Source organism: Pseudomonas sp. GW821-FHT02B10 (assembly GCF_059421865.1).
Window position 1 is genome coordinate 429,894 of sequence record NZ_JBWKVU010000005.1, and the last position, 23,918, is coordinate 453,811.

Sequence of the window (23,918 nt, forward strand, 5' to 3'; positions counted from 1 at the left end):
GCGCCAGCCATATGCCTGATAGCGGCATGCGCCACGAGGCGCGTTGCAAAGCGGCCAAGGCGCAGTGTACAAATGCTGCTGCGGACCTATGCAAAGTGGATTGACTCCACATCCGACTGGGCCCATCTGAACATGCTGTAAACGTCACGAATGGCCCACTTTTTTGGCCCAGGCCACTCGCTGCAAGTGGTGAAAGCCTTAGAAACCAAGCCTGCTATTGGTAAGACGCGACATTTAATTATAAGATCGCGCCTTCCCCTATTTCGTCGCCCCGTGCGGCTTTCGCCGCAGGTCTCGCCCGTTTCTCGATAAAACAAGGCTTTGAGTATCTGCGGTCTGTTGCAAAAAGGTAGTTAATGATGAGCGCAAGGCACTTTCTCTCCCTGATGGATTGCACGCCCGAAGAGCTGGTCAGCGTGATTCGTCGAGGCATCGAGCTGAAGGACCTGCGTAACCGCGGCGTACTCTTCGAGCCCCTGAAAAACCGCGTTCTCGGGATGATTTTCGAGAAGTCGTCTACCCGCACCCGCCTGTCCTTCGAAGCCGGCATGATCCAGCTCGGCGGCCAGGCAATCTTCCTGTCCCCGCGCGACACCCAACTGGGTCGCGGCGAGCCGATCAGCGACTGCGCCATCGTCATGTCGCGCATGCTCGACGCGGTGATGATCCGTACCTTTGCCCACAGCACCCTGACCGAGTTCGCGGCCAACTCCCGCGTACCGGTGATCAACGGCCTGTCCGACGACCTGCACCCGTGCCAGTTGCTGGCCGACATGCAAACCTTCCTCGAACACCGCGGCTCGATCCAGGGCAAGACCGTGGCCTGGATCGGCGACGGCAACAACATGTGCAACAGCTATATAGAAGCGGCGATCCAGTTCGACTTCCAACTGCGCATCGCCTGCCCCGAAGGCTATGACCCCAACCCTGAATTCGTCGCCCGCGCCGGCGACCGGGTGAGCATCGTGCGCGATCCGCAAGACGCGGTGATCGGCGCCCACCTGGTGAGCACCGATGTCTGGACCTCCATGGGCCAGGAAGAAGAAACCGCCCTGCGCCTCAAGCTGTTCGCGCCGTTCCAGGTCAATCGCGCGCTGCTCGACCTGGCCGCCGAAGACGTGCTGTTCATGCACTGCCTGCCCGCCCACCGCGGCGAAGAAATCAGCCTCGACCTGCTGGACGATCCACGCTCCGTGGCGTGGGACCAGGCAGAAAACCGTCTCCACGCACAAAAGGCCCTGCTCGAGTTTCTGGTCGAGCCGGCGTACCACCACGCATGAGCCAGCCATTACTGCTTAACCTGCGCAATCTCGCCTGCGGCTACCAGGACCAACGGGTCGTGCAGAACCTCAACCTGCACCTCAACGCCGGCGATATCGGTTGCCTGCTCGGTTCCTCCGGCTGCGGCAAGACCACCACCCTGCGCGCGATTGCCGGTTTCGAGCCGGTGCACGAAGGTGAAATCCAGCTGGCCGGCGAAACCATCTCCCGCGCCGGCTTCACCCTGGCGCCGGAGCGCCGGCGGATCGGCATGGTGTTCCAGGACTACGCCCTGTTCCCGCACCTGAGCGTGGCGGACAACATTGCCTTCGGCATCCGCAAGCACCCGCAGAAGAACCGGGTGATCGAGGAACTGCTGGAACTGGTCAACTTGAAGAACCTCGGCAAGCGTTTCCCTCATGAGCTGTCCGGCGGCCAGCAACAGCGCGTCGCACTGGCCCGGGCCCTGGCGCCGGAGCCGCAGTTGCTGCTGCTCGACGAACCCTTCTCCAACCTCGATGGCGAACTGCGGCGCAAGCTCAGTCACGAAGTGCGCGACATCCTCAAGGCGCGGGGCACCAGTGCGATCCTGGTGACCCACGACCAGGAAGAAGCCTTCGCCGTCAGCGATCACGTCGGAGTGTTCAAGGAAGGCCGCCTGGAGCAATGGGACACGCCGTACAACCTCTATCACGAACCGTTGACGCCGTTCGTGGCGAGCTTTATCGGCCAGGGCTACTTCATTCGCGGCCAGCTGGACAGCCCGGAATCGGTGCAGACCGAACTCGGCGTACTGCGCGGCAACCGTGCCTACACCTGGCCGCCCGGCGGCGCGGTGGATGTACTGCTACGCCCGGACGACATCGTTTATGCACCGGACAGCGACCTCAAGGCGCGGATCGTCGGCAAGAGTTTCCAGGGCGCGTCGACCCTGTACCGCCTGCAACTGCCGACCGGCAGCCAGCTCGAGTCGATCTTCCCAAGCCATGCCGATCATCTGATAGGCGCTGACGTCGGAATCCGCGTCGCCGCCGAACACCTGGTGCTGTTCCAGGCCTCCGGCAGCACCGCGGCGCAACTGCCACAGTCTGAATCAGGCGTCCGCCGCTACAGTAGCGCCCACTGATCCAGCGGATTCCGCAGGCGCCGCTCCGGCGCCTGCGGTTTCAATCCAGGAACAGCTTGCCACTGGCCACCAGCATCGCCTGGCCGCCAATCTTCACCCGCGCCCCTTCCAGCCGACAGAACAACGCCCCTCCGCGCTTCGAGCATTGATAGGCCGTCAGGCTCGCCTTATCCAAGCGTTCGGCCCAGTACGGAATCAGGGCGCAGTGGGTTGACCCGGTGACCGGGTCTTCGTTGACGCCAATGGCCGGCGCGAAATAGCGCGAGACAAAATCATGCTGGCTGCCCTGCGCGGTCACGATCGCGCCAGGCCAGGGCAGCTTGGCCAGCGCCGCCATGTCCGGCTGACAGTCGAGCACCGCCTGCTCGGACTCCAACACCGCGAACAACTCGTTGGCCCCCAGTAACGCCACGACCCTCGTGCCCAAAACGCGCTCCAGCTGTTCGCGGCCGTCGATCGCGCGCGGTGCGCGAACCGGGAAATCCAGCCAAAGCTGCGCATCTTCGCGACTGACGCTCAAGGGGCCTGACTGGCAGACGAAGTCGATACGCGGCCCCGGCTCGCCATACACCTCGAACAGCACATGGGCGCTGGCAAGGGTGGCATGGCCGCACAAGGCGATTTCAGTGGTCGGGGTAAACCAGCGGATACGCCAGCCTTGAGGCTCGCGCACGACAAAAGCGGTCTCCGCCAGGTTGTGCTCGGCGGCGATGTTCTGCATCAACTCATCGGCCGGCCAGGCCGGCAGTCGATAGACCATCGCCGGGTTGCCGCTGAACGGACGATCGCTGAACGCGTCGACCTGATGAAACTCAAGCTGCATAAACATTTCTCCTTGAACATGCCGCGCAAGCATGGGGCTGCCCGTCCTGGCGCCGACAGCCACAGAGAAAGTTATTTTTTGCCATACAGCGCCGATACTCATCGGCGCACTGACGGTCAGTCGCGCCCGATATCGGCGAAGGTCGCCTGAGTGTGCTCGGCCAGCACGGCGGCCGAGAGTTCGACCTCAAGCCCACGCCGACCGGCACTGACGAAGATGCTGGCAAAGGGTTGCGCACTGTTATCGATAAAGGTGCGCAGGCGCTTTTTCTGGCCCAGGGGGCTGATCCCGCCCAGCAGGTAACCGGTCGCTCGCTGCGCCGCAGCCGGGTCGGCCATCTCGGCCTTTTTCACCCCCGCCGCGTGCGCCAGGGCCTTGAGGTCGAGACTTCCGACGACCGGCACCACGGCCACCAGCAATTCGCCCTTTTCACTGCTGGCCAGTAGCGTCTTGAACACCTGCGCCGGGTCAAGGCCAAGCTTTTCCGCCGCCTCCAGACCATAGGAGGCCGCCTTCGGGTCGTGTTCATAACTGTGCACCCGATGTTCGGCGCGAACTTTTTTCAGCAGATCCAGTGCAGGGGTCATGGCAACTCCATAGGCAGGGAAAAGAACACCGGCGATTCTAGGATATCCGCCAGCAAAAGGCTCTATTCCAAGGCCCATACCTCAGTTCCGGCAGCCGTCGGCACCAGGCTGGCTGCGCCTTTTGCGCAAAACCCATGCGCTTCCCGCAGGATCATTCACACGACTGATAGTTATAAAATGACTAACGGTTCACTTTCGACCTTTGACAGTAATGTTTCTTGTCTATATTTTTTCGTTTGCGAATATCATGTGGTAGATCCAACAGCCGTACCCAGCAGTAAGCCGCGTCCAGGATGGGGATCCTGCCGACGGTGAAAATCGCGCTCGGCGCCCTTCACGCCAGTGCCAGACAACAACAAAAACCGAGGTTTTCCATGACAACTGCGTTACAACAACCGTCGCTCTCCGGCCAGTGCATGGCCGAGTTCCTGGGTACAGCCTTGTTGATCTTCTTCGGCACCGGTTGCGTCGCCGCGCTCAAGGTCGCGGGCGCCAGCTTCGGCCTGTGGGAAATCAGCGTCATCTGGGGGATCGGCGTGAGCATGGCGATCTACCTCACCGCCGGCGTTTCCGGCGCGCACCTCAACCCCGCGGTCAGCATCGCGCTGTGCATCTTTGCCGACTTCGAGAAACGCAAACTGCCGTTCTACATCGTCTCCCAGATCGCCGGCGCCTTCTGCGCGGCGCTGCTGGTCTACACGCTGTACAGCAACCTGTTCTTCGATTACGAACAAGCCCACCAGATGGTCCGCGGCTCCCAGGCCAGCCTTGAACTGGCGTCGGTATTCTCCACCTATCCCAACCCGGCGCTGTCCACCGCCCAGGCGTTCCTGGTCGAAGTGGTGATTACCGCGATCCTGATGGGCGTGATCATGTCCCTGACCGACGACAACAACGGCTTGCCGCGCGGCCCGATGGCGCCGCTGCTGATCGGCCTGCTGATCGCCGTGATCGGCAGCGCCATGGGGCCGCTGACCGGTTTCGCGATGAACCCGGCGCGGGATTTTGGCCCTAAACTGATGACATTCTTCATGGGTTGGGGCGAGGTTTCCTTTACCGGCGGCCGCGACATTCCGTACTTCCTGGTTCCGATCTTCGCGCCGATTATCGGTGCCTGCCTCGGCGCCGTGGCTTACCGCGGGTTGATTGCCCGCCACCTGCCAACCGTCGCCCCTGCTCCAACGGATGCCGAAAAAGCCATTGACGGCAAAGTAAGAACTTCTTGAAACCGGCGGCGCAAGGTCCTGCCCAACCCCGACCTGCGCCTCTTGCCCACTTCCTTATTTTTGTCCAAGGCAATCGACATGACCGACATTCAGAATAAGAACTACATCATTGCCCTCGATCAGGGTACGACCAGCTCGCGCGCGATCATTTTCGATCGCGACGCCAACGTCGTGTGCACCGCCCAGCGCGAATTCGTCCAGCATTACCCGCAAGCCGGCTGGGTCGAACACGACCCGATGGAAATCTTCGCCACCCAGAGCGCGGTGATGGTCGAGGCCCTGGCGCAAGCCGGCCTGCACCATGACCAGGTCGCCGCCATCGGCATCACCAACCAGCGTGAAACCACGGTGGTCTGGGACAAGACCACCGGCCGGCCGATCTACAACGCCATCGTCTGGCAGTGCCGCCGCAGCACCGAAATCTGCCAGCAGCTCAAGCGTGACGGCCTGGAAGAGTACATCCGCGACACCACCGGCCTGGTCACCGACCCGTATTTCTCCGGCACCAAACTGAAGTGGATCCTCGACAACGTCGAAGGCAGCCGCGAACGCGCGCGCAACGGCGAACTGCTGTTCGGCACCGTCGACAGCTGGCTGATCTGGAAATTCACCGGCGGCAAGACCCACGTCACCGACTACACCAACGCCTCGCGCACCATGCTCTTCAACATCCACACCCTGGAGTGGGATGCGAAGATGCTGGAAGTGCTGGATATCCCGCGGGAAATGCTGCCGCAAGTGAAGTCGTCCTCGGAAATCTACGGCCGCACCAAAAGCGGCATCGCCATCGGCGGTATCGCCGGCGACCAGCAGGCCGCGCTGTTCGGCCAGATGTGCGTCGAGCCGGGCCAGGCGAAGAACACCTACGGCACTGGCTGCTTCCTGCTGATGAACACCGGCGACAAGGCGGTCAAGTCCAAGCACGGCATGCTCACCACCATCGCCTGCGGCCCTCGCGGCGAAGTGGCTTATGCCCTCGAAGGCGCGGTGTTCAACGGCGGCTCTACCGTGCAGTGGCTGCGGGACGAACTGAAGATCATCAACGACGCCCACGACACCGAATACTTCGCCAGCAAGGTCAAGGACAGCAACGGCGTGTACCTGGTCCCGGCCTTCACCGGCCTGGGCGCTCCGTACTGGGACCCCTACGCCCGTGGCGCGCTGTTCGGCCTGACCCGTGGCGTGCGCGTGGACCACATCATCCGCGCCGCGCTGGAATCGATCGCCTACCAGACCCGCGACGTCCTCGACGCCATGCAGCAGGACTCCGGCGAACGCCTTAAGGCCCTGCGCGTGGACGGCGGTGCGGTCGCCAACAACTTCCTCATGCAGTTCCAGGCCGACATCCTCGGCACCCAGGTCGAGCGCCCGCAAATGCGCGAAACCACGGCCCTGGGCGCGGCCTACCTGGCCGGCCTGGCCTGCGGCTTCTGGGGCAGCCTGGAAGAGCTGCGCGGCAAGGCGGTGATCGAGCGCGAGTTCGAACCGCAGTTGGCCGAAACCGAGAAGGAAAAACTCTACGCCGGCTGGAAAAAAGCCGTCAGCCGCACCCGCGACTGGGAACCGCACGAAGGCGCTGAATAAGCCAGGTCGCGGATTCGTATCGGGTTGTAACTGGTCGGGAGCGGATTCCTGCGGCATCATGGGCAAATTTTGCATGGCAGCCCAAAGGAAGCCCCATGAATCTGCCTCCCCGTCAGCAGCAAATCCTCGAGCTGGTCCGCGAACGCGGCTATGTCAGCATCGAGGAAATGGCCCAGCTGTTCGTCGTTACACCGCAAACCATCCGCCGCGATATCAACCAACTGGCGGAAGTGAACCTGTTGCGTCGCTACCATGGCGGCGCAGCCTACGACTCCAGTGTCGAAAACACCGCCTACGCCATGCGCGCCGATCAGATGCGCGACGAGAAACAACGCATCGGCGAAGCCATCGCCGCGCAGATCCCCGATCACGCCTCGCTGTTCATCAATATCGGAACCACCACCGAATCCATTGCCCGGGCGCTGCTCAATCACAGCCACCTGAAGATCATCACCAACAACCTGCACGTGGCGTCCATGCTCAGCGCCAAGGACGACTTCGACGTGCTGCTGACCGGCGGCAATGTGCGTCGCGATGGCGGTGTGGTCGGCCAGGCCAGCGTCGACTTCATCAACCAGTTCAAGGTCGACTTCGCCCTGGTCGGCATCAGCGGTATCGACGAAGACGGCAGCCTGCTGGACTTCGACTACCAGGAAGTGCGGGTGTCCCAGGCAATCATCGCCAATGCCCGGCAGGTGATCCTGGCCGCCGACTCCAGCAAGTTCGGGCGCAATGCCATGATCCGCCTCGGCCCCATCAGCCTGATCGATTGCCTGGTCACCGACCAGCAGCCGGTTCCGGCGCTGACCCAGTTGCTGCAGCAACACAAGATTCGCCTGGAAGTCGTCTGATCCCCTCCCCGTGTAGCCGCTGCCGCAGGCTGCGATAAGGCCGAAGGCCTTCAGCGAACTGGAGATCCTGCGCCCCCTTCGGGCGCGATCGCAGCCTTCGGCAGCGGCTACAGCTTGCTCCTCTGTAAGCCGCGGACGCCTTGCGTCCGACAATGTTCGTAAATTTTCCTTTCCCCGCCTTTCGATGAGTTTTTTCAATCGAATCCCGCTGGCTGTCGGCGTGTTTCTGCGCTAGTATTTTCGCAAATGAACATTAATGTTCGATTTCAAATACCAGAAGAACACGAGGCCAGTCGATGCCCACTTCCACCTTGCCCGCGCCCCCTCTCGCCGAGATTTATGACATTGCCGTGATCGGCGGTGGGATCAATGGTGTCGGCATCGCCGCCGATGCCGCCGGGCGTGGCCTGTCCGTGTTCCTTTGCGAAAAAGACGATCTGGCCAGCCACACTTCCTCGGCCAGCAGCAAGCTGATCCACGGTGGCCTGCGCTACCTCGAACATTACGAATTCCGTCTGGTGCGCGAAGCCCTGGCCGAACGCGAAGTGCTGCTGGCCAAGGCCCCGCATATCGTCAAGCCCATGCGTTTCGTCCTGCCGCACCGCCCGCATCTGCGTCCGGCGTGGATGATCCGCGCCGGCCTGTTCCTTTATGACCACCTGGGCAAGCGGGAAAAACTCGCCGGTTCCAAGAGCCTCAAGTTCGGTGCCGACAGCCCGCTGAAAGCCGAGATCACCAAAGGCTTCGAATACTCCGACTGCTGGGTCGACGACGCCCGCCTGGTGGTGTTGAACGCCATGGCCGCCCGCGAAAAAGGCGCCCATGTGCACACCCAGACCCGCTGCATCAGCGCCCGCCGCAGCAAGGGCATGTGGCACCTGCACCTGGAGCGCGCCGACGGCAGCCTGTTCTCGATTCAAGCCAAGGCCCTGGTGAACGCCGCCGGCCCATGGGTCGCCAAGTTCATCAAGGACGACCTGAAGCTGGATTCGCCTTACGGCATCCGCCTGATCCAGGGCAGCCACCTGATCGTGCCGAAGCTGTACGAAGGCGAACATGCGCACATCCTGCAGAACGAAGACCAGCGCATCGTCTTCACCATTCCGTACCTGAACCACTTCACCCTGATCGGCACCACCGACCGCGAGTACACCGGTGACCCGGCGAAGGTGGCGATTACCGAAGGCGAAACCGACTACATCCTGAAAGTGGTCAACGCCCACTTCAAAAAGCAGCTGAGCCGCCAGGACATCGTGCACACCTACTCCGGCGTGCGCCCGCTGTGCAACGACGAATCCGACAACCCGTCGGCCGTGACCCGCGACTACACCCTGGCGCTGTCCGGCAATGCCGACGAAGCGCCGTTGCTGTCGGTGTTCGGTGGCAAGCTGACCACCTACCGCAAGCTGGCCGAATCGGCCATGGCCCAGCTGACGCCGTTCTTCAAGGGCATCAAGCCGAGCTGGACCGCCCACTCGACCCTGCCCGGCGGCGAAGACATGACCACCCCGCAGGCACTGGCCGAAGCGATTCGCCAGAAGTTCGACTGGGTACCCAGCGAAATCGCCCGCCGCTGGGCCACCAGCTACGGCAGCCGCACCTGGCGCCTGCTGGAAGGCGTACACAGCCTGAGCGACCTGGGCGAGCACCTGGGTGGCGGCCTGTACACCCGCGAAGTCGATTACCTGTGCAGCGAAGAATGGGCGGTCAATGCCCAGGACATCCTGTGGCGCCGCAGCAAGCTGGGGCTGTTCACGACCCCGGCAGAGCAGGAAAAACTGCAGCACTACCTGCAGAAGGTCGAGCAGAACCGGGCGAAGATCGAAGCCGCCTGATCGCCCGTCCTATTAAAGAAGCCCCCGCGTCACATGGCCCGGGGGCTTTTTCATGGCAGCAGCGTCTGTAGGAGCGAGGCTTGCCCGCGATCCGCGCAACGCGGTGCAACAGGATCAGCGCGGTGATGCCATCGCGGGCAAGCCTCGCTCCTACGGGAATGAGCCCGGCCCTGCTGGGCATTCGGTTTTCCGAACGCGACTTTCGGGTCAATTCGGATAACCGGATAAAGACCGCCGACAATATCCGCCATAAATATTTAATAGCCTTTCAAATCAAGGTCTTGATACGGATCAGCTGGCCTGGCACGACTCATGCTCTACACTCTTCGACGAATGCCTGATGGGCCAACACACATCAGGAGCCGTCAAGGCATTCGCTGTATAAGAGAGCCGTCGAACTGGCTTCATAAAAAAAACAAATGTCGAGGAAATATTGATGCGCATCGTTCCCCATCTGTTGGGCGCAGCCATTGCTGCTGCTCTGATTAGCACTCCAGTGGTCGCCGCCGAACTCACCGGCACGCTGAAGAAAATCAAAGACTCCGGCACCATCACCCTCGGACATCGCGACGCTTCCATTCCGTTCTCCTACATCGCGGATGCATCCGGCGTTCCAGTCGGCTACTCCCACGACATCCAGCTGAAAATCGTCGAAGCCATCAAGAAAGACCTCGACATGCCGGATCTCAAGGTCAAATACAACCTGGTTACCTCGCAGACCCGTATCCCGCTGGTGCAGAACGGCACCGTGGACGTCGAGTGCGGTTCCACCACCAACAACGTCGAGCGTCAGCAGCAGGTCGACTTCTCCGTCGGCATCTTCGAGATCGGCACCCGTCTGCTGTCCAAGAAGGATTCGCCTTACAAGGACTTCGCCGACCTGAAGGGCAAGAACGTCGTGACCACCGCCGGCACCACGTCCGAGCGCATCCTCAAGGCGATGAACGCCGACAAGCAGATGGGCATGAACGTGATCTCGGCCAAGGACCATGGCGAGTCCTTCAACATGCTCGAAGGCGGCCGCGCCGTCGCCTTCATGATGGACGACGCGCTGCTGGCCGGTGAAATGGCCAAGGCCCGCAAACCGACCGACTGGGCTGTGACCGGTACCGCGCAATCCTACGAAATCTACGGCTGCATGGTCCGCAAGGGCGACGCACCGTTCAAGAAGGCCGTGGACGACGCCATCGTCGCCACCTTCAAGTCGGGCGAGATCAACAAGATCTACGACAAATGGTTCCAGTCGCCAATTCCACCAAAAGGCCTGAACCTGATGTTCCCGATGAGCGACGAGCTCAAGGCCCTGATCGCCAACCCGACCGACAAAGCGGCTGACGATAAAAAGTCCTGATTCCTGACTAACCTTGTCTCCTGAAAGGGCGCGGCCCTTTCAGGAGCCTGTCACTACCTGCTGGCTTTTTTTGGAAACACTCGAACCGGTGGTTGTCGAGCCGATCGCGTGTGCCTGGGCGTCATCCAGGCGGGAACGGATTTCCCCAAGCGGGTGCTTGTACATCGATCGATCAGAGGGGAGACCCTAATGAATTACAACTGGGACTGGGGCGTGTTCTTCAAGTCCACCGGCGTGGGCAGCGAGACCTATCTCGACTGGTACATCGCGGGCCTGGGCTGGACCATCGCCATCGCCGTGGTAGCCTGGATCGTCGCACTGCTGCTGGGCTCGATCCTGGGCGTCATGCGTACCGTGCCGAACCGCCTGGTGTCGGGCATCGCCACCGTCTACGTGGAGATTTTCCGTAACGTACCGCTGCTGGTTCAGCTGTTCATCTGGTACTTCCTGGTGCCGGACCTGCTGCCGCAAAACCTGCAGGACTGGTACAAGCAGGACCTCAACCCGACCACCTCGGCCTACCTGAGCGTCGTCGTGTGCCTGGGCCTGTTCACCGCCGCCCGTGTCTGCGAACAGGTGCGCACCGGTATCCAGGCGCTGCCACGCGGCCAGGAATCCGCGGCCCGCGCCATGGGCTTCAAGCTGCCGCAGATCTACTGGAACGTGCTGCTGCCCCAGGCCTATCGGATCATCATTCCGCCGCTTACCTCGGAATTCCTCAACGTCTTCAAGAACTCCTCCGTGGCCTCGCTGATCGGCCTGATGGAGTTGCTGGCGCAGACCAAGCAGACCGCCGAGTTCTCGGCCAACCTGTTTGAAGCCTTCACCCTGGCCACGCTGATCTACTTCACCCTGAACATGAGCCTGATGCTGCTGATGCGCATGGTCGAGAAGAAAGTCGCGGTGCCCGGCCTGATCTCCGTGGGGGGCAAATAATGGAATTCGATTTCACTGGCGTCGTCCCGGCCATTCCCGGCCTGTGGAACGGCATGCTGATGACCCTCAAGCTGATGGCCCTGGGCGTCGTCGGCGGGATCGTCCTCGGCACCATCCTGGCGCTGATGCGTTTGTCCCACAGCAAACTGCTGTCGAACATCGCCGGCGTCTACGTCAACTACTTCCGCTCCATCCCGCTGCTGCTGGTGATCACCTGGTTCTACCTGGCGGTCCCCTTCGTGCTGCGCTGGATCACCGGCGAAGACACCCCGATCGGCGCGTTCGGCTCGTGCATCGTGGCCTTCATGATGTTCGAAGCGGCGTACTTCTGCGAAATCGTCCGCGCCGGCGTGCAGTCGATTCCCAAGGGCCAGATGGGCGCCGCCCAGGCACTGGGCATGAGCTATGGCCAGATGATGCGCCTGATCATCCTGCCCCAGGCGTTCCGCAAGATGACCCCGCTGCTGCTGCAGCAGAGCATCATCCTGTTCCAGGACACCTCGCTGGTGTACACCGTGGGCCTGGTGGACTTCCTCAATGCTTCGCGCTCCAGCGGCGACATCATCGGCCGCTCCAATGAGTTCCTGATCGTTGCCGGTCTGGTGTATTTCACAATCAGCTTTGCCGCCTCGCTGCTGGTCAAGCGTCTGCAAAAAAGGTTTGCCGTATGATCTCTATCAAGAACATCAACAAGTGGTATGGGGACTTCCAGGTGCTGACCGATTGCAGCACCGAGGTCAAGAAAGGCGAAGTGATCGTGGTGTGCGGACCGTCCGGCTCCGGCAAATCCACCCTGATCAAATGCGTCAACGCCCTGGAGCCGTTCCAGAAAGGAGACATCGTGGTCGACGGCACCTCCATCGCCGACCCGAAGACCAACCTGCCGAAACTGCGCTCGCGCGTGGGCATGGTGTTCCAGCACTTCGAGCTGTTCCCGCACCTGACCATCACCGAAAACCTGACCATCGCGCAGATCAAGGTGCTGGGCCGCAGCAAGGAAGAAGCCACCAAGAAAGGCCTGCAATTGCTGGAGCGCGTCGGCTTGTCCGCCCACGCCCACAAGCACCCGGGTCAGTTGTCCGGCGGCCAGCAGCAGCGTGTGGCGATCGCCCGCGCGCTGGCGATGGACCCGATCGTCATGCTGTTCGACGAACCGACTTCCGCGCTCGACCCGGAAATGGTCAACGAAGTGCTGGACGTGATGGTGCAACTGGCTCACGAAGGCATGACCATGATGTGCGTGACCCACGAAATGGGCTTCGCCCGCAAGGTCGCGGACCGGGTGATCTTCATGGACGCCGGCAAAATCATCGAAGACTGCCCGAAAGAGGAATTCTTCGGCGACATCAACGCCCGCTCCGAGCGTGCGCAGCATTTCCTCGAGAAAATCCTGCAGCACTAAAGCACAGCCTGTAGCCGCTGCCGCAGGCTGCGATCGGCTCCGAAGGAGACGTGCTCTTCGGATCCGGATAAGGTCCTGCGGACCTTATCGCAGCCCGCGGCAGCGGCTACAGGAATCGTGCAGTGGTTGACCCAAGGCATCTGTGATGAAATGCGACCCCACTCTCTATCGCGCCGCGCCGCCATCACTCGCCGTGAAACCCCGTCTGATCCGCCACCTGTTCCTGCCGCCACTGGTCATCGCGCTGATGATCGGCCTGGGCTACGTCGGCTTCTGGATCAGCGAGCATTACGGCATCCGCAGCCTCAGCGAGAACGGCGAACGCCAGCTGGAACTGCACGCCCGCGCGGTCGAAAGCGAGATCAGCAAATACACCTACCTGCCCAGCCTGCTGGAACTCGAATCCAGTGTGTCGCTGCTGCTCAACGACCCGACGGCGGAGCACCGGCAGACCGTCAACAATTACCTCGAAGGCCTGAACCGGCGCAGCCGCAGTCGGGCCATTTACGTGATGGACACCACCGGTCGCGTGCTGGCCACCAGCAACTGGCGCGACGTCGACAGCTACCTGGGTGAAGACCTGTCGTTCCGGGCCTATTTCCAGAATGCCGTGCGCGGCCAGCCCGGGCGCTTCTACGGCATCGGCAGTACCAACGGCGAGCCCGGCTACTACCTGGCCCACGGCCTGGAAGAACAGGGCAAGATCATCGGCGTGGCGGTGGTCAAGGTGCGCCTGGAGGCCCTGGAAGAACGCTGGCAACGCGCCCGCCTGGAAGGCTTCGTCAGCGACGAGAACGGCATCATCATCCTTTCCAGCGACCCGGCCCGGCGCCTCCGCTCGGTACGCCCGCTGAGCGACGACACCAAGGAGCGCCTGGCGCGCAGCCTGCAATATTACTGGTTCACCCTCAACGAACTGGAGCCGCTGGCCCGCGAACGCCTGGCCGAAGGCGTGGAGAAGCTGACCTTCCCGGCCAACACCGAGCTGGTGTCCGACGACAAGGAAATCAGCTACCTGTCCCAGACCCGGCCCCTGAGCGATACGCCCTGGAACTTCACCCTGCTGACCCCGCTCAAGGACCTGCGCCGCGAAGCCATCAACCAGGGCATCCTGGTGGCCGTGGCCTTTGCCCTGGTGGCTTTCCTGCTGATTGCCTGGAACGAGCGGCGCAAGGTCATCGCCACCCGCCTCGCCGCCCGCGAAGCCCTGCAGGAAGCCAACAACCAGCTGGAACGGCGGATCGCCGAACGCACCAGCGACCTGCGCGCCAGCAACGAACGGCTCAAGGGCCAGATCCGCGAGCGCCGCCAGGCCGAGGAAACCCTGCGCCGCGCCCAGGACGAACTGGTCCAGGCCGGCAAGCTCGCCGCCATCGGCCAGATGTCCACCAGCATCGCCCATGAACTGAACCAGCCGCTGGCCGCCCTGCGCACCCTGTCCGGCAACACCGTGCGTTTCCTCGAGCGCGGCGCCCTGGATACCGCCAGCACCAACCTCAAGACTATCAACGAACTGATCGACCGCATGGGCCGCATCACCGCCAGCCTGCGTTCCTTCGCCCGTCGTGGTGAGGACCAGGGCGAAGCCAGCCTCGGCAAGGCCGTGGACGCCGCCCTGCAACTGCTCAACGCGCGCCTGGAAAACCTGCCGCTGCAATTGCACCGCGACTTCAGCGAAGTCCAGGTAAGGATCGACCAGACCCGCCTGGAGCAGATCCTGGTCAACCTGATCGGCAACGCCCTGGACGCCATGCAGGCCCAGCCGCGGCCGGAGCTGTGGCTGGAAGGCGAAAGCGTCGAAGGCAAATACCGCCTGCGGGTGCGCGACAACGGCCACGGCATCGACGCCGAGGCGCGCAAGCATCTGTTCGAACCCTTCTTCACCACCAAACCCGGCGAACAGGGCCTGGGCCTCGGCCTGACCCTGTCCGCCAGCCTGGCCGCCGCCACGGGTGGCAACCTGGGCGTCGAGCACCCGGCCGACGGCGGCACCGCCTTCGTCCTCAGCCTGCCCCTGGTCAGCCCTACACAAGCCGAGCCGCTATGAACAACGACCTTACCGTCCTGATCGTCGAAGACGACCCCCATGTCCTGCTCGGCTGCCAGCAGGCCCTGGCCCTGGAAGACATTCCCTGCGTCGGCGTCGGCAGCGCCGAAGAAGCCCTGGAGCGGGTCGGCGACAACTTCGCCGGGATCGTCATCAGCGATATCCGCCTGCCGGGCATCGACGGCCTGGAACTGCTGACCCGCCTCAAGGCCCGCGACCGCAGCCTGCCGGTGGTGCTGATCACCGGTCACGGCGATATCTCCATGGCCGTCGGCGCCATGCAGAAAGGCGCCTATGACTTCATGGAAAAGCCCTTCTCCCCCGAGCGCCTGGTGGAGGTCGCCCGCCGTGCCCTGGAGCAGCGCGGGCTGGCCCGGGAAGTGTCGTCGCTGCGCCGCCAGCTGGCCGAGCGCGACTCCCTCGAAGGACGGATCATCGGCCGTTCGCCGGCCATGCAGCACCTGCGGGAGCTGATCGCCAACGTCGCCGACACCTCGGCCAACGTGCTGATCGAAGGCGAGACCGGCACCGGCAAGGAACTGGTCGCCCGCTGCCTGCATGACTTCAGCCGCCGCCACACCCACCAGTTCGTCGCCCTCAACTGCGGCGGCCTGCCGGAAAACCTGTTCGAAAGCGAGATCTTCGGCCACGAGGCCAACGCCTTCACCGGCGCCGGCAAGCGGCGCATCGGCAAGATCGAGCACGCCCACGAAGGCACGCTGTTCCTCGACGAAGTGGAAAGCATGCCGATGAACCTGCAGATCAAACTGCTGCGGGTGTTGCAGGAGCGCACCCTGGAGCGCCTGGGCTCGAACCAGAGCGTGGCGGTGGATTGCCGGGTGATCGCGGCGACCAAGTCCGACCTCGACGAACTGGGGCGCGCCAACCAGTTTCGCAGCGACCTGTATTACCGCTTGAACGTGGTGACCCTGGAGCTGCCACCGTTGCGCGAGCGTCGCGAGGACATCCTGCAGCTGTTCGAACACTTCCTGCAGCAATCGTCCCTGCGCTTCGACCGCGCCGCGCCGGAGCTGGACAACCAGACCCTGTCGAACCTGATGAGCCACGACTGGCCGGGCAACGTGCGCGAGTTGCGCAACGTCGCCGAACGTTTTGCCCTGGGCCTCCCGGCGTTCAAGAAGTCCAGCGGCAACGCCGCGCAGGGCCTGGGCTTTGCCGAGGCGGTCGAGGCCTTCGAGCGCAACCTGCTGGGCGACGCCCTGCAACGCAGCGGCGGCAACCTGACCCAGGCCAGCCAGGAACTGGGCATGGCCAAGACCACGCTGTTCGACAAGGTCAAGAAATACGGCCTGAGCCACTAACCAGACTGCGAGAAGTACCGTGGATTTATTGCTCAAAGCCTGCCTGGGCGCCGCCGTGGTGGTGATCCTTGCCGCCCTGGCCAAGACCCGGAATTACTACATCGCCGGCCTGGTGCCGCTGTTCCCGACCTTCGCCCTGATCGCCCACTACATCGTCGGCAAGGGCCGTTCCATCGACGACCTGAAGACCACAATCCTGTTCGGCATGTGGTCGATCATTCCCTACTTCGTGTACCTGGCGACCCTCTATGTAATGGTCGACCGCCTGCGCCTGGAAGCCTCCCTGGCAGTGGCCGCGGTGGCCTGGCTGATGGCCGCCACCGTGCTGGTCAGCGTCTGGGTCCGCGTCCACGCCTGACTCCCCCTGTAGCCGCTGCCGCAGGCGGCGATAAGGCCGAAGGTCTTCAGCGATCTCAAGACCTCTGCGGCCCCTGCGGGGGCGATCGCAGCCTCGCGGGCCCGGCAGCGGCTACAGGTGCCGTTCAGCGCCCTGGCCCGTCCCTTGCATTTACCCTGTAAAGCCCGCTCTGCCTGCGTTTGCGACCTGTGACGCAGGCTTTTCCGAGGGGCGCTGCCATGGGTAAATCCTGCTTTGAACATTCTCGATCTCGACCACAGCCTGACCGCCCAGGAGCCTGTCCAACGCCGGCTGCGCAGCGGCCAGGCGCGACGCCTGGACCTGCTGGACCTGGGCCCGAAACTGCGGCTCTGGTCCACCGAACGCACCTACCGCCACTTCACCGAGCGCCTGCGGCAAAGGCCCGCCCACAGCGGCCCGCAGCCGGAAATCTTCTTTGTCGGCTCCGGTGACTACCACCACCTGACCCCGGCCTTCCTCGCCGACCTGCAACAGCCGGTCAGCCTGATCCACTTCGACAACCACCCCGACTGGGTGCGCTTCGCGCCGCGCCGGCACTGCGGTTCCTGGGTCAACCGGGCGCTGCAGCTGCCGCACATCCAGCGCATCGTCACCCTCGGGCCGTGCAGCGACGACCTGCACAACCCGCAGCTGCGCGGCGGCAACCTCGGCGCGCTGCGCCACGGCAAGCTGCAGCTGTTTCCCTGGGAGCACGCGCCCTCCAAGGTCTGGGGCCGGGTCGGCGACGGCGCCGGGCACCAGCAGCAGGAAAACCACCTGCACTGGCGCAACCTGGCCGGGCTCGACTGGCCAGCCTTCCTCGACCAGTTGATCGCCAGCCTGCCCACCCAGGCGATCTGGATCACCATCGACAAGGACGTGCTGGCCAGTGCCGACGCGGCGACCAACTGGGACCAGGGCGGCATGCGCCTGAGCCACCTGCTGCAGGCCCTGCGCAGCCTGGCGGCGGGCAAGCGCATCCTCGGTATCGACATCTGCGGCGAATTCGCCGCGCCGGCCTTCAGCAACGCCTTCAAGCGCTGGGAAGCACGCTCCGACCAACCGCCGGCCGAACGCTGGAGCGCGGCCGACCTGCTGCGTAATTCGACCACCAACGAAGCCCTGATGGCGCTGTTCGAGGAGCTGTTCCCGTGACCCTGACCGTTGTCTTGCTGGTGGCGTTTTCCATTGTCCTGGACGTAATCGGCCAGCTCTGTTTCAAGCTCGGCCTGGACCGCCTGCCGGAGCTGGAAGGCGGTTTTCGCCTGAATGCCTTCTGGGGCCAGGTGTTCAACGCGCCGCTGCTGTGGTGCGGCATCGGCGCCTATGTGATCGAGTTTTTCGTCTGGCTCGAAGCCCTCTCCCGCGCGCCGCTGAGCCTGCTGTTTCCGGCGGCGGCCCTGGCCTATTGCGGCGTGGTCCTGGCCGGCAAGCTGATTCTCGGCGAGCACGTCAGCCGCCGGCGCTGGCTGGGCACCCTGGTCATCACCCTCGGCGTGATGCTGGTGTGCGTCGCCAGCACCTGAGCCCCCTCAACGCTTCACAAGGAAAGATTTCATGACTGCACAGACTCACGGCTGGCTCCACGGGCGCCTCGGCACCCTGGTGCTCTGGGCCCTGCTGATCGGCTTCGAAAGCGCCGGCCAGATCGCCACCAAGGTCGGCGGCGACCAGTTGGGCCAGATGGATTTCAACCTGCAATGGCTGGCCGCGGTGGCGGTCAACCCGGGGGTGCTGCTGGCGATTGCCTGCTACATCGGCGCGTTCTTCGTGTGGATGCTGATCCTGCGGCGCAGCAGCCTGTCCCTGGCTTTCCCCCTGAGTTCGCTGGTGTTCGTGGTGGTGTTGCTCGGTTCCTGGCTGGGCCTGGGCGAGCAGATCAGCCTGCTGCACTGGGTCGGCGTGCTGGTGATCGTCGGCGGGATTGCCCTGCTGGCCGAGGGCGAGGAGGCCTAGAATAGGGGGGCGCATAACGCCCCTGTAGCCGCTGCCGAGCCCGCGAGGCTGCGATAAGGCCCGCAGGGCCTTGGTTCCCAATCTCCCGCCGAACCTTTCGCGGTCTTCAGAACGCCACGACCGTACCGGTCGATCGCAGCCTGCGGCAGCGGCTACAGGTGCGCGGGTGTCAGCTCTTGGGGTGTTTCAGCAGAAAGCCCAGGCCATGGGCCAGCGGAATCACCTTCACCCCCGCCGCCCGCTGCTGTTCGCGGATCTCGCGGTGGAAGGCCTTGACCCGGGTCCAGTGCATCTTCGGCCGGTAGTGGTGTTCGGCGTGGTAGCCGTTGTTCATCCAGATCAGGTTGTAAAGCCAGCTGTAGGAACTCACGCCCCAGGCGATCGGCAGGTCCGGGTTGCCGCCCAGGTGTTCGTAGTAGCCGTTGAGCGAGGACAGCGACTGTCCCAGGTACCAGAACGGCAGCAGCACCAGCAGCGCATGCCAGTCGTATAGCCCCAGCGCCACGTAGGCCAATACCGTCACGCCGATTTCCACCTTGACCCAACGCGCGTCCGCCGGGCGCTTGCGCTGCATTTCCTGGTAGATGGCCTTGGGGTCGTCGCGGAAAAAACTCAGGAAGGTGTAGGCCCAGACATTGTCTGGCTGGCCGTTGCGGCCATGCAGGTAGATCGACAGCGGATCGACCGTGGTGCCGTCCGGGCCGGGCCGATCCGAGTTGCCACGGTGATGGCGGTTATGGATATCGCGGTACAGGGTCTGGGAAAAACCAATGGTCACCGACAGCAGCAGATCGAAGCCGCGGTTCAGCCACGGCAGGCTGAAATAGGCGTTGTGGATCTGGTTGTGGGAAATGCTGTTGATGCTCCACGACAGGCTGAGCGCATACAACGACGCCGCCGGCAGGATCACCCACCAGGACAGGCTGTGAAAGGCCAGCACCAGCCACAGGACGAAGGAAAAATGCGCCAGGGCCATCAGGATCGGGACGATGTCCCACAGCGAATGGGCGAGCAGGCGATAAGCGGGACGAGCCATGAAGAACTTCCTGAAAAGTGGGTTCATTGCGGTGATTGCAAAGGCCGGACCAGCCTTGCTTTGTGTAGCCGCTGCCGCAGGCTGCGATAAGGCCCGAAGGGTCTTCGAAGGCCCTCAAGAGCAACCCCTGCTGCGTCGGAGTGCCGCCCAAGTCGATCGCAGCCTCCGGTAGCGGCTACAGGGGCGACGGATTCAACAGGGCCGGCCTCAGAACTGGTAGCTGAGGGCGGTCTGGACCTGGCCCTGGTTCACTTCGCCGCGCTCGCGCACCAGGGTGCTGTCGGCCGCCGAGCCCGTCAGGTGGATCCAGCTGGCGCTGGTCATCCACGACCAGTTGCCGCCCAGGGGCACCTGCAGGTTCTGGGTCAGGGTCAGGTTCTGCAAACCGCCACCGGCGCTGTAGCGGCCGATGTCCGTCGCCTGGGCTTCGGCGTCGCTGATGCCAAAGAAGGTCTGGGTCTGCCGGGCGTCGGCGAAATGCGCGGTGAGGTTGCTGCTGCCGATGATCCCCAGGCCCAGGGGATAACCGATTTCGCCGCCGACCTTGCCCAGCAGGCCGCCCTGGCCGGAGCCCGCGCCCACCGCGCTGCCGAGGGAGGCGAACAGGCGCCAGAAGTCGTCCGGCGCGTATTGGATGTAGCCGCCGACATCGGCCATGTTCGGCACATCCCGCAGGCCGCGCAGCGAGCCGTTGGCGTTGCGTCCCGGCAAGTAGTTGATATAGGGCCCGGCGCTGAAACCATTGCCCTTGAAGGCATCCCAGGTCAGGCCGTCGTCGGTGTCGAGGCTGACATCGCCCCACTCCAGATCGACATAGGGCAAGGGCACGGTGTCATGCCGGCTGCCGCTGGGGTCATGGGGCTGGTAACCGATGCCCAGGCCCAGCGCGCCGCTCAGACCATCCTGGCCTCCGTCCTCGGCGAAAGCCCCGCAGACAGCCCCCAGAGACAGCAGAGCGGCGAGCAGGGCGGAGCGTGTGAAGCTGAACATGGCGCGGGTTTCCTTAAGTGAAGATGCGCGCATCAATCACCACCGTGCCCCCTCCCTGCAAGCACTGATGTTGTTTGTAGCGAGCTACAAAATTTGTAGCTCCAACCCGCCCATCCAACGCCTTGTTCCCGCGCAAAGCCCGGCCCGCCTGGGCTTGAGCCACTTGGCACAGTCCCTGCTCCAGTGCCTGGCATGCGCAAAGTGCGCTCCTCTACAACAGGTAACTGCAGATGATGCACTGGCATATCGTGTGTGACTTCGACGGGACCATCACCCGCACCGACGTGATCGACAACATCCTCCAACGCTTCGCCGACCCGAGCTGGGAAGACATCGAGCAACAATGGCTGGATGGCCATATCGGCTCCCGGGAATGCCTCAGCCGCCAACTGGCGCTGGTCAAGGCCTCGCCCGCCGAATTGCTGGCCTGCTTCGACAGCGTCGAGATCGATCCCGACTTCCCCGACTTCGTCGATCACGTGATCGGCCTGGGCGCGTCCCTGGAAGTGGTCAGCGACGGCATCGAGCAAGGCATCGCGCGAATCCTCGCGCGCCACTACGTGAGCCTGCTGCCGATCCTCGCCAACCGTCTGCGCCAGGTCGACCAGCGCAGCTGGCGCATCGACTTCCCGCATTCCAGCGACGCCTGCCGCGCCGCGTCCGGCAACTGCAAATGCAAATCCACGCCCAAGGGCAAGCGGGTGCTGGTGATCGGCGACGGCCAGTCCGACATGTGCGTGGCCGCCAGCGCCGACTTCGTGTTCGCCAAGGGCCGCCTGGCCGAGTACTGCCAACGCCACGCCATTCCCCACGCGACCTTCGACTCCTTCGCCGAACTGCCGGCACTGCTGGCGCTGTTGCCCAACGAAGCGGCCAACGCCGGCACCTTCACCCTCGACAACACCACCGAACACTCCGTACACACTCAGGAACTCTTCCATCATGTCTGACATTCGTATCGCGACCGCCGAAGACCAGGTGCTTCTGGAAAAAGAAGCCAAGTACTGCTCCTACGGCGACACCGTCCACTACATCGAGCCGCCACGGATCTTCAGCCGCTGCGAGGGCTCCTACGTCTGGGACACCAGCGACCAGGCCTACCTCGACCTGCAGATGTGGTACTCGGCGGTGAACTTCGGCTATGCCAACCCGCGCCTGAACAATGCCCTCAAGCAACAGATCGACAGCCTGCCGCAGATTGCCAGCCAGTACCTGCACAAGGGCAAGATCGAGCTCTCGGAAATGATCGCGGTCGATGCCAAGAAGAAATTCGGCCTCGACGGCCGCGTGCACTTTAACGTCGGCGGTTCGCAGTCGGTGGAGGACTCGCTGAAAGTCGTGCGCAACGCCACCAACGGCAAGAGCCTGATGTTCGCTTTCGAGGGCGGCTACCACGGCCGCACCCTCGGTGCCTCGTCGATCACCTCCAGCTACCGCTACCGTCGCCGCTACGGCCACTTCGGCGAGCGCGCCAACTTCATTCCCTTCCCCTACCACTTCCGCGGCCCCAAGGGCATGACCAAGGAAGAGTACGGCAGCCACTGCGTGCAGCAGTTCGCCCGACTGTTCGAGACTGAATACAACGGCGTCTGGGACCCGAAAGTCGGCCAGAGCGAATACGCCGCCTTCTACGTCGAGCCGATCCAGGGCACAGGCGGCTACGTGATCCCGCCGATGAACTTCTACAGCGAGCTCAAGCACGTGCTCGACCAGCACGGCATCCTGATGGTGGTCGACGAGATCCAGATGGGCTTCTACCGCACCGGCAAGCTGTGGTCGATCGAGCACTTCGACGTCAAGCCGGACGTGATCGTCTTCGGCAAGGCCCTGACCAACGGCCTCAATCCCCTGGGCGGCATCTGGGCCCGCGAAGAACTGATCAACCCCAAGGTGTTCCCGCCGGGTTCGACCCACTCCACCTTCGCCTCCAACCCGCTGGGCACCGCGGTGGGCCTGGAAATGTTCAAGATGACCAGCGAGATCGACTACGGCGCGATGGTCATGGACAAGGGCAAGTACTTCCTGGCCGGATTGCAAGACCTGCAGAAGCGCTACCCGATCATCGGCGACGTCGACGGCCTGGGCCTGGCGCTGCGCTGCGAGATCTGCACCAGCGACGGTTTCACCCCGGACAAGGCGACCCTGGACTACATGGTCGAGGAAGGCATGAAGGGCGACATCGAAATCAACGGCCAGCGCCTGGGGCTGATTCTCGATGTGGGCGGCTACTACAAGAACGTCATCACCCTGGCCCCCTCGCTGGAAATCAGCTACGCGGAGATCGACCTCGGCATCGCCCTGCTCGACCGTCTGCTGGACCGGGCCATGAAGCGATGAGCGCACCGATCGATCTGGACGAAGGCATCGACCTGGGCCAGGGCGATGCCGGGTTCGTGCTCGGCAGTGGCGAGGTCGCGGTGTTGTTGATCCACGGCCTCACCGGCACCCCGACGGAACTGCGTCGGGTGGCCGTCGGCCTGGCCAACGCGGGGTGCACGGTGTACGTGCCGACCCTGGCCGGGCACTGCGGCAACAACGCCGACCTGCAGGCCACCGGCTGGCAGGACTGGTACGAGGGCGTGCGCCGGACCTTCGTCGGCATCCGTCGCCGCCACCGGCAGGTGTTCGTCGGCGGCCTGTCGATGGGCGCCGTCATGTCCATGTACCTGGCCTCGGAACACCCGGGCCAGGTCAGCGGCCTGCTGATGTATTCGACCACCCTCAAGTACGACGGCTGGAGCATCAACAAGCTGGCGTTCCTCACCCCGCTGCTGATGAAGATCCCGTTCGGCGTGCACATCTGCAGCTTCGAGGAGAAGCCGCCGTACGGCATCAAGAACAAGCGCCTGCGGGCGGTGGTCGAGCGGCAGATGAAGGCCGGCGAAAGCAGCAGTGCCGGCCTGCTGACCATGGAAGGGGTGACTGTGCGCGAACTGCACCGGATGAACGCGGTGGTGAAAAAACGCATGCCGTCGATCACCACCCCGGCCCTGGTGCTGCACTCCATCGAGGACGACATCACCAGCCGCTGGAACGCCGACTATGTCGAGCGCAAGCTCGGCGGCCCGGTGGTCAAGGTACTGCTCGACAACTGCTACCACATGATCACCGTCGACCTGCAGTACCGCCGGGTGGTGGAGTTGAGCGCGGACTTCATCGAAAGGCAGGCAGGCCCGCGGCCCGTGGCGTACGACGACCTGCGCCAGTTCGCCTGACTCAAGGACCGCA

Annotated in this window: 23 protein-coding genes; 19 read left to right on the top strand and 4 right to left on the bottom strand. The window is 63.4% G+C overall.

What is annotated here, in order from left to right; all coding sequences use genetic code 11:
- The first annotated feature begins 359 nt into the window (after nucleotides 1-359).
- Both argF and AC07VU_RS14740 read left to right on the top strand, forming a co-directional pair.
- Nucleotides 360-1,280, top strand: a complete 921-nt coding sequence (gene argF / locus AC07VU_RS14735) for an ornithine carbamoyltransferase (protein ID WP_009045370.1) — start codon at nucleotides 360-362, stop codon at nucleotides 1,278-1,280.
- Complete coding sequence (locus tag AC07VU_RS14740; protein WP_457274748.1) at nucleotides 1,277-2,386, top strand: ABC transporter ATP-binding protein; 1,110 nt, start codon at nucleotides 1,277-1,279, stop codon at nucleotides 2,384-2,386. The genes argF and AC07VU_RS14740 overlap by 4 nt, the downstream gene beginning before the upstream one ends.
- A gap of 40 nt (nucleotides 2,387-2,426) precedes the next feature.
- On the opposite strand, the gene AC07VU_RS14745 is transcribed toward AC07VU_RS14740, so the two are convergent.
- On the bottom strand, nucleotides 2,427-3,209 hold the full coding sequence (locus AC07VU_RS14745; RefSeq protein WP_457274750.1) for a PhzF family phenazine biosynthesis protein: 783 nt from the start codon (nucleotides 3,207-3,209) through the stop codon (nucleotides 2,427-2,429).
- A 116-nt stretch (nucleotides 3,210-3,325) separates the two neighbouring features.
- On the bottom strand, nucleotides 3,326-3,796 hold the full coding sequence (ybaK, locus tag AC07VU_RS14750; RefSeq protein WP_009045373.1) for a Cys-tRNA(Pro) deacylase: 471 nt from the start codon (nucleotides 3,794-3,796) through the stop codon (nucleotides 3,326-3,328).
- Between the two features lie 374 nt (nucleotides 3,797-4,170).
- On the opposite strand from ybaK, the gene AC07VU_RS14755 reads away from it, so the two are divergent.
- The 14 genes from AC07VU_RS14755 (at nucleotide 4,171) to AC07VU_RS14820 (ending at nucleotide 18,664) form a co-directional block, all read left to right on the top strand.
- Nucleotides 4,171-5,022, top strand: a complete 852-nt coding sequence (locus AC07VU_RS14755; RefSeq protein WP_007922415.1) for an MIP/aquaporin family protein — start codon at nucleotides 4,171-4,173, stop codon at nucleotides 5,020-5,022.
- A 78-nt stretch (nucleotides 5,023-5,100) separates the two neighbouring features.
- Nucleotides 5,101-6,606, top strand: coding sequence for a glycerol kinase GlpK (gene glpK / locus AC07VU_RS14760; protein WP_009045375.1), 1,506 nt, complete (start codon nucleotides 5,101-5,103; stop codon nucleotides 6,604-6,606).
- A gap of 95 nt (nucleotides 6,607-6,701) precedes the next feature.
- Nucleotides 6,702-7,457, top strand: a complete 756-nt coding sequence (locus AC07VU_RS14765) for a DeoR/GlpR family transcriptional regulator (RefSeq protein WP_007922413.1) — start codon at nucleotides 6,702-6,704, stop codon at nucleotides 7,455-7,457.
- A gap of 296 nt (nucleotides 7,458-7,753) precedes the next feature.
- A complete protein-coding gene (gene glpD, locus AC07VU_RS14770) occupies nucleotides 7,754-9,292 on the top strand; it encodes a glycerol-3-phosphate dehydrogenase (protein WP_053262455.1) in 1,539 nt (512 codons plus the stop codon).
- Nucleotides 9,293-9,728: 436 nt separating this feature from the next.
- On the top strand, nucleotides 9,729-10,643 hold the full coding sequence (locus tag AC07VU_RS14775; protein WP_009045377.1) for a glutamate/aspartate ABC transporter substrate-binding protein: 915 nt from the start codon (nucleotides 9,729-9,731) through the stop codon (nucleotides 10,641-10,643).
- A gap of 189 nt (nucleotides 10,644-10,832) precedes the next feature.
- Nucleotides 10,833-11,579 (top strand): amino acid ABC transporter permease, encoded by a 747-nt coding sequence (locus AC07VU_RS14780; RefSeq protein ID WP_007927137.1) that lies wholly within the window; start codon nucleotides 10,833-10,835, stop codon nucleotides 11,577-11,579.
- Nucleotides 11,579-12,250 (top strand): amino acid ABC transporter permease, encoded by a 672-nt coding sequence (locus AC07VU_RS14785; RefSeq protein ID WP_007927139.1) that lies wholly within the window; start codon nucleotides 11,579-11,581, stop codon nucleotides 12,248-12,250. The genes AC07VU_RS14780 and AC07VU_RS14785 overlap by 1 nt, the downstream gene beginning before the upstream one ends.
- Entirely contained in the window at nucleotides 12,247-12,981 is a 735-nt protein-coding gene (locus tag AC07VU_RS14790) for an amino acid ABC transporter ATP-binding protein (protein WP_007927141.1), read from the top strand. Before AC07VU_RS14785 ends, AC07VU_RS14790 begins: the two co-directional genes overlap by 4 nt.
- Nucleotides 12,982-13,126: 145 nt before the next feature.
- Nucleotides 13,127-15,028, top strand: a complete 1,902-nt coding sequence (gene aauS / locus AC07VU_RS14795; protein WP_274304498.1) for a two-component sensor histidine kinase AauS — start codon at nucleotides 13,127-13,129, stop codon at nucleotides 15,026-15,028.
- The gene (aauR, locus tag AC07VU_RS14800; RefSeq protein WP_124322103.1) at nucleotides 15,025-16,350 is read left to right on the top strand and encodes a two-component response regulator AauR; all 1,326 of its coding nucleotides are present in this window, start codon (nucleotides 15,025-15,027) and stop codon (nucleotides 16,348-16,350) included. The genes aauS and aauR overlap by 4 nt, the downstream gene beginning before the upstream one ends.
- Nucleotides 16,351-16,378: 28 nt before the next feature.
- The gene (locus AC07VU_RS14805; RefSeq protein ID WP_162136174.1) at nucleotides 16,379-16,708 is read left to right on the top strand and encodes a GlpM family protein; all 330 of its coding nucleotides are present in this window, start codon (nucleotides 16,379-16,381) and stop codon (nucleotides 16,706-16,708) included.
- Nucleotides 16,709-16,942: 234 nt separating this feature from the next.
- A complete protein-coding gene (locus AC07VU_RS14810) occupies nucleotides 16,943-17,863 on the top strand; it encodes an arginase family protein (RefSeq protein ID WP_007927145.1) in 921 nt (306 codons plus the stop codon).
- On the top strand, nucleotides 17,860-18,234 hold the full coding sequence (locus AC07VU_RS14815) for a DMT family transporter (RefSeq protein WP_053262459.1): 375 nt from the start codon (nucleotides 17,860-17,862) through the stop codon (nucleotides 18,232-18,234). Before AC07VU_RS14810 ends, AC07VU_RS14815 begins: the two co-directional genes overlap by 4 nt.
- Before the next feature lie 31 nt (nucleotides 18,235-18,265).
- Entirely contained in the window at nucleotides 18,266-18,664 is a 399-nt protein-coding gene (locus AC07VU_RS14820) for a DMT family transporter (protein WP_007927148.1), read from the top strand.
- 169 nt (nucleotides 18,665-18,833) lie between these two features.
- Here the strand turns inward: AC07VU_RS14820 and AC07VU_RS14825 are convergent, their stop codons facing one another.
- Together AC07VU_RS14825 and AC07VU_RS14830 are read right to left on the bottom strand one after the other, a co-directional pair.
- A complete protein-coding gene (locus tag AC07VU_RS14825) occupies nucleotides 18,834-19,700 on the bottom strand; it encodes a fatty acid desaturase family protein (RefSeq protein ID WP_495030067.1) in 867 nt (288 codons plus the stop codon).
- Nucleotides 19,701-19,907: 207 nt separating this feature from the next.
- Complete coding sequence (locus AC07VU_RS14830) at nucleotides 19,908-20,690, bottom strand: MipA/OmpV family protein (RefSeq protein ID WP_495030068.1); 783 nt, start codon at nucleotides 20,688-20,690, stop codon at nucleotides 19,908-19,910.
- Nucleotides 20,691-20,920: 230 nt separating this feature from the next.
- Here AC07VU_RS14830 and AC07VU_RS14835 point away from each other — a divergent pair, with 230 nt between their 5' ends.
- Genes AC07VU_RS14835 through AC07VU_RS14845 form a run of 3 tightly spaced genes read left to right on the top strand, consistent with a single transcriptional unit; the run spans nucleotide 20,921 to nucleotide 23,905 of the window.
- Nucleotides 20,921-21,640, top strand: a complete 720-nt coding sequence (locus tag AC07VU_RS14835) for an MtnX-like HAD-IB family phosphatase (RefSeq protein ID WP_495030069.1) — start codon at nucleotides 20,921-20,923, stop codon at nucleotides 21,638-21,640.
- The gene (locus tag AC07VU_RS14840; protein WP_274304502.1) at nucleotides 21,633-23,027 is read left to right on the top strand and encodes an aspartate aminotransferase family protein; all 1,395 of its coding nucleotides are present in this window, start codon (nucleotides 21,633-21,635) and stop codon (nucleotides 23,025-23,027) included. Before AC07VU_RS14835 ends, AC07VU_RS14840 begins: the two co-directional genes overlap by 8 nt.
- Entirely contained in the window at nucleotides 23,024-23,905 is an 882-nt protein-coding gene (locus tag AC07VU_RS14845; RefSeq protein WP_495030070.1) for an alpha/beta hydrolase, read from the top strand. The genes AC07VU_RS14840 and AC07VU_RS14845 overlap by 4 nt, the downstream gene beginning before the upstream one ends.
- The last annotated feature ends 13 nt before the right edge of the window (nucleotides 23,906-23,918 follow it).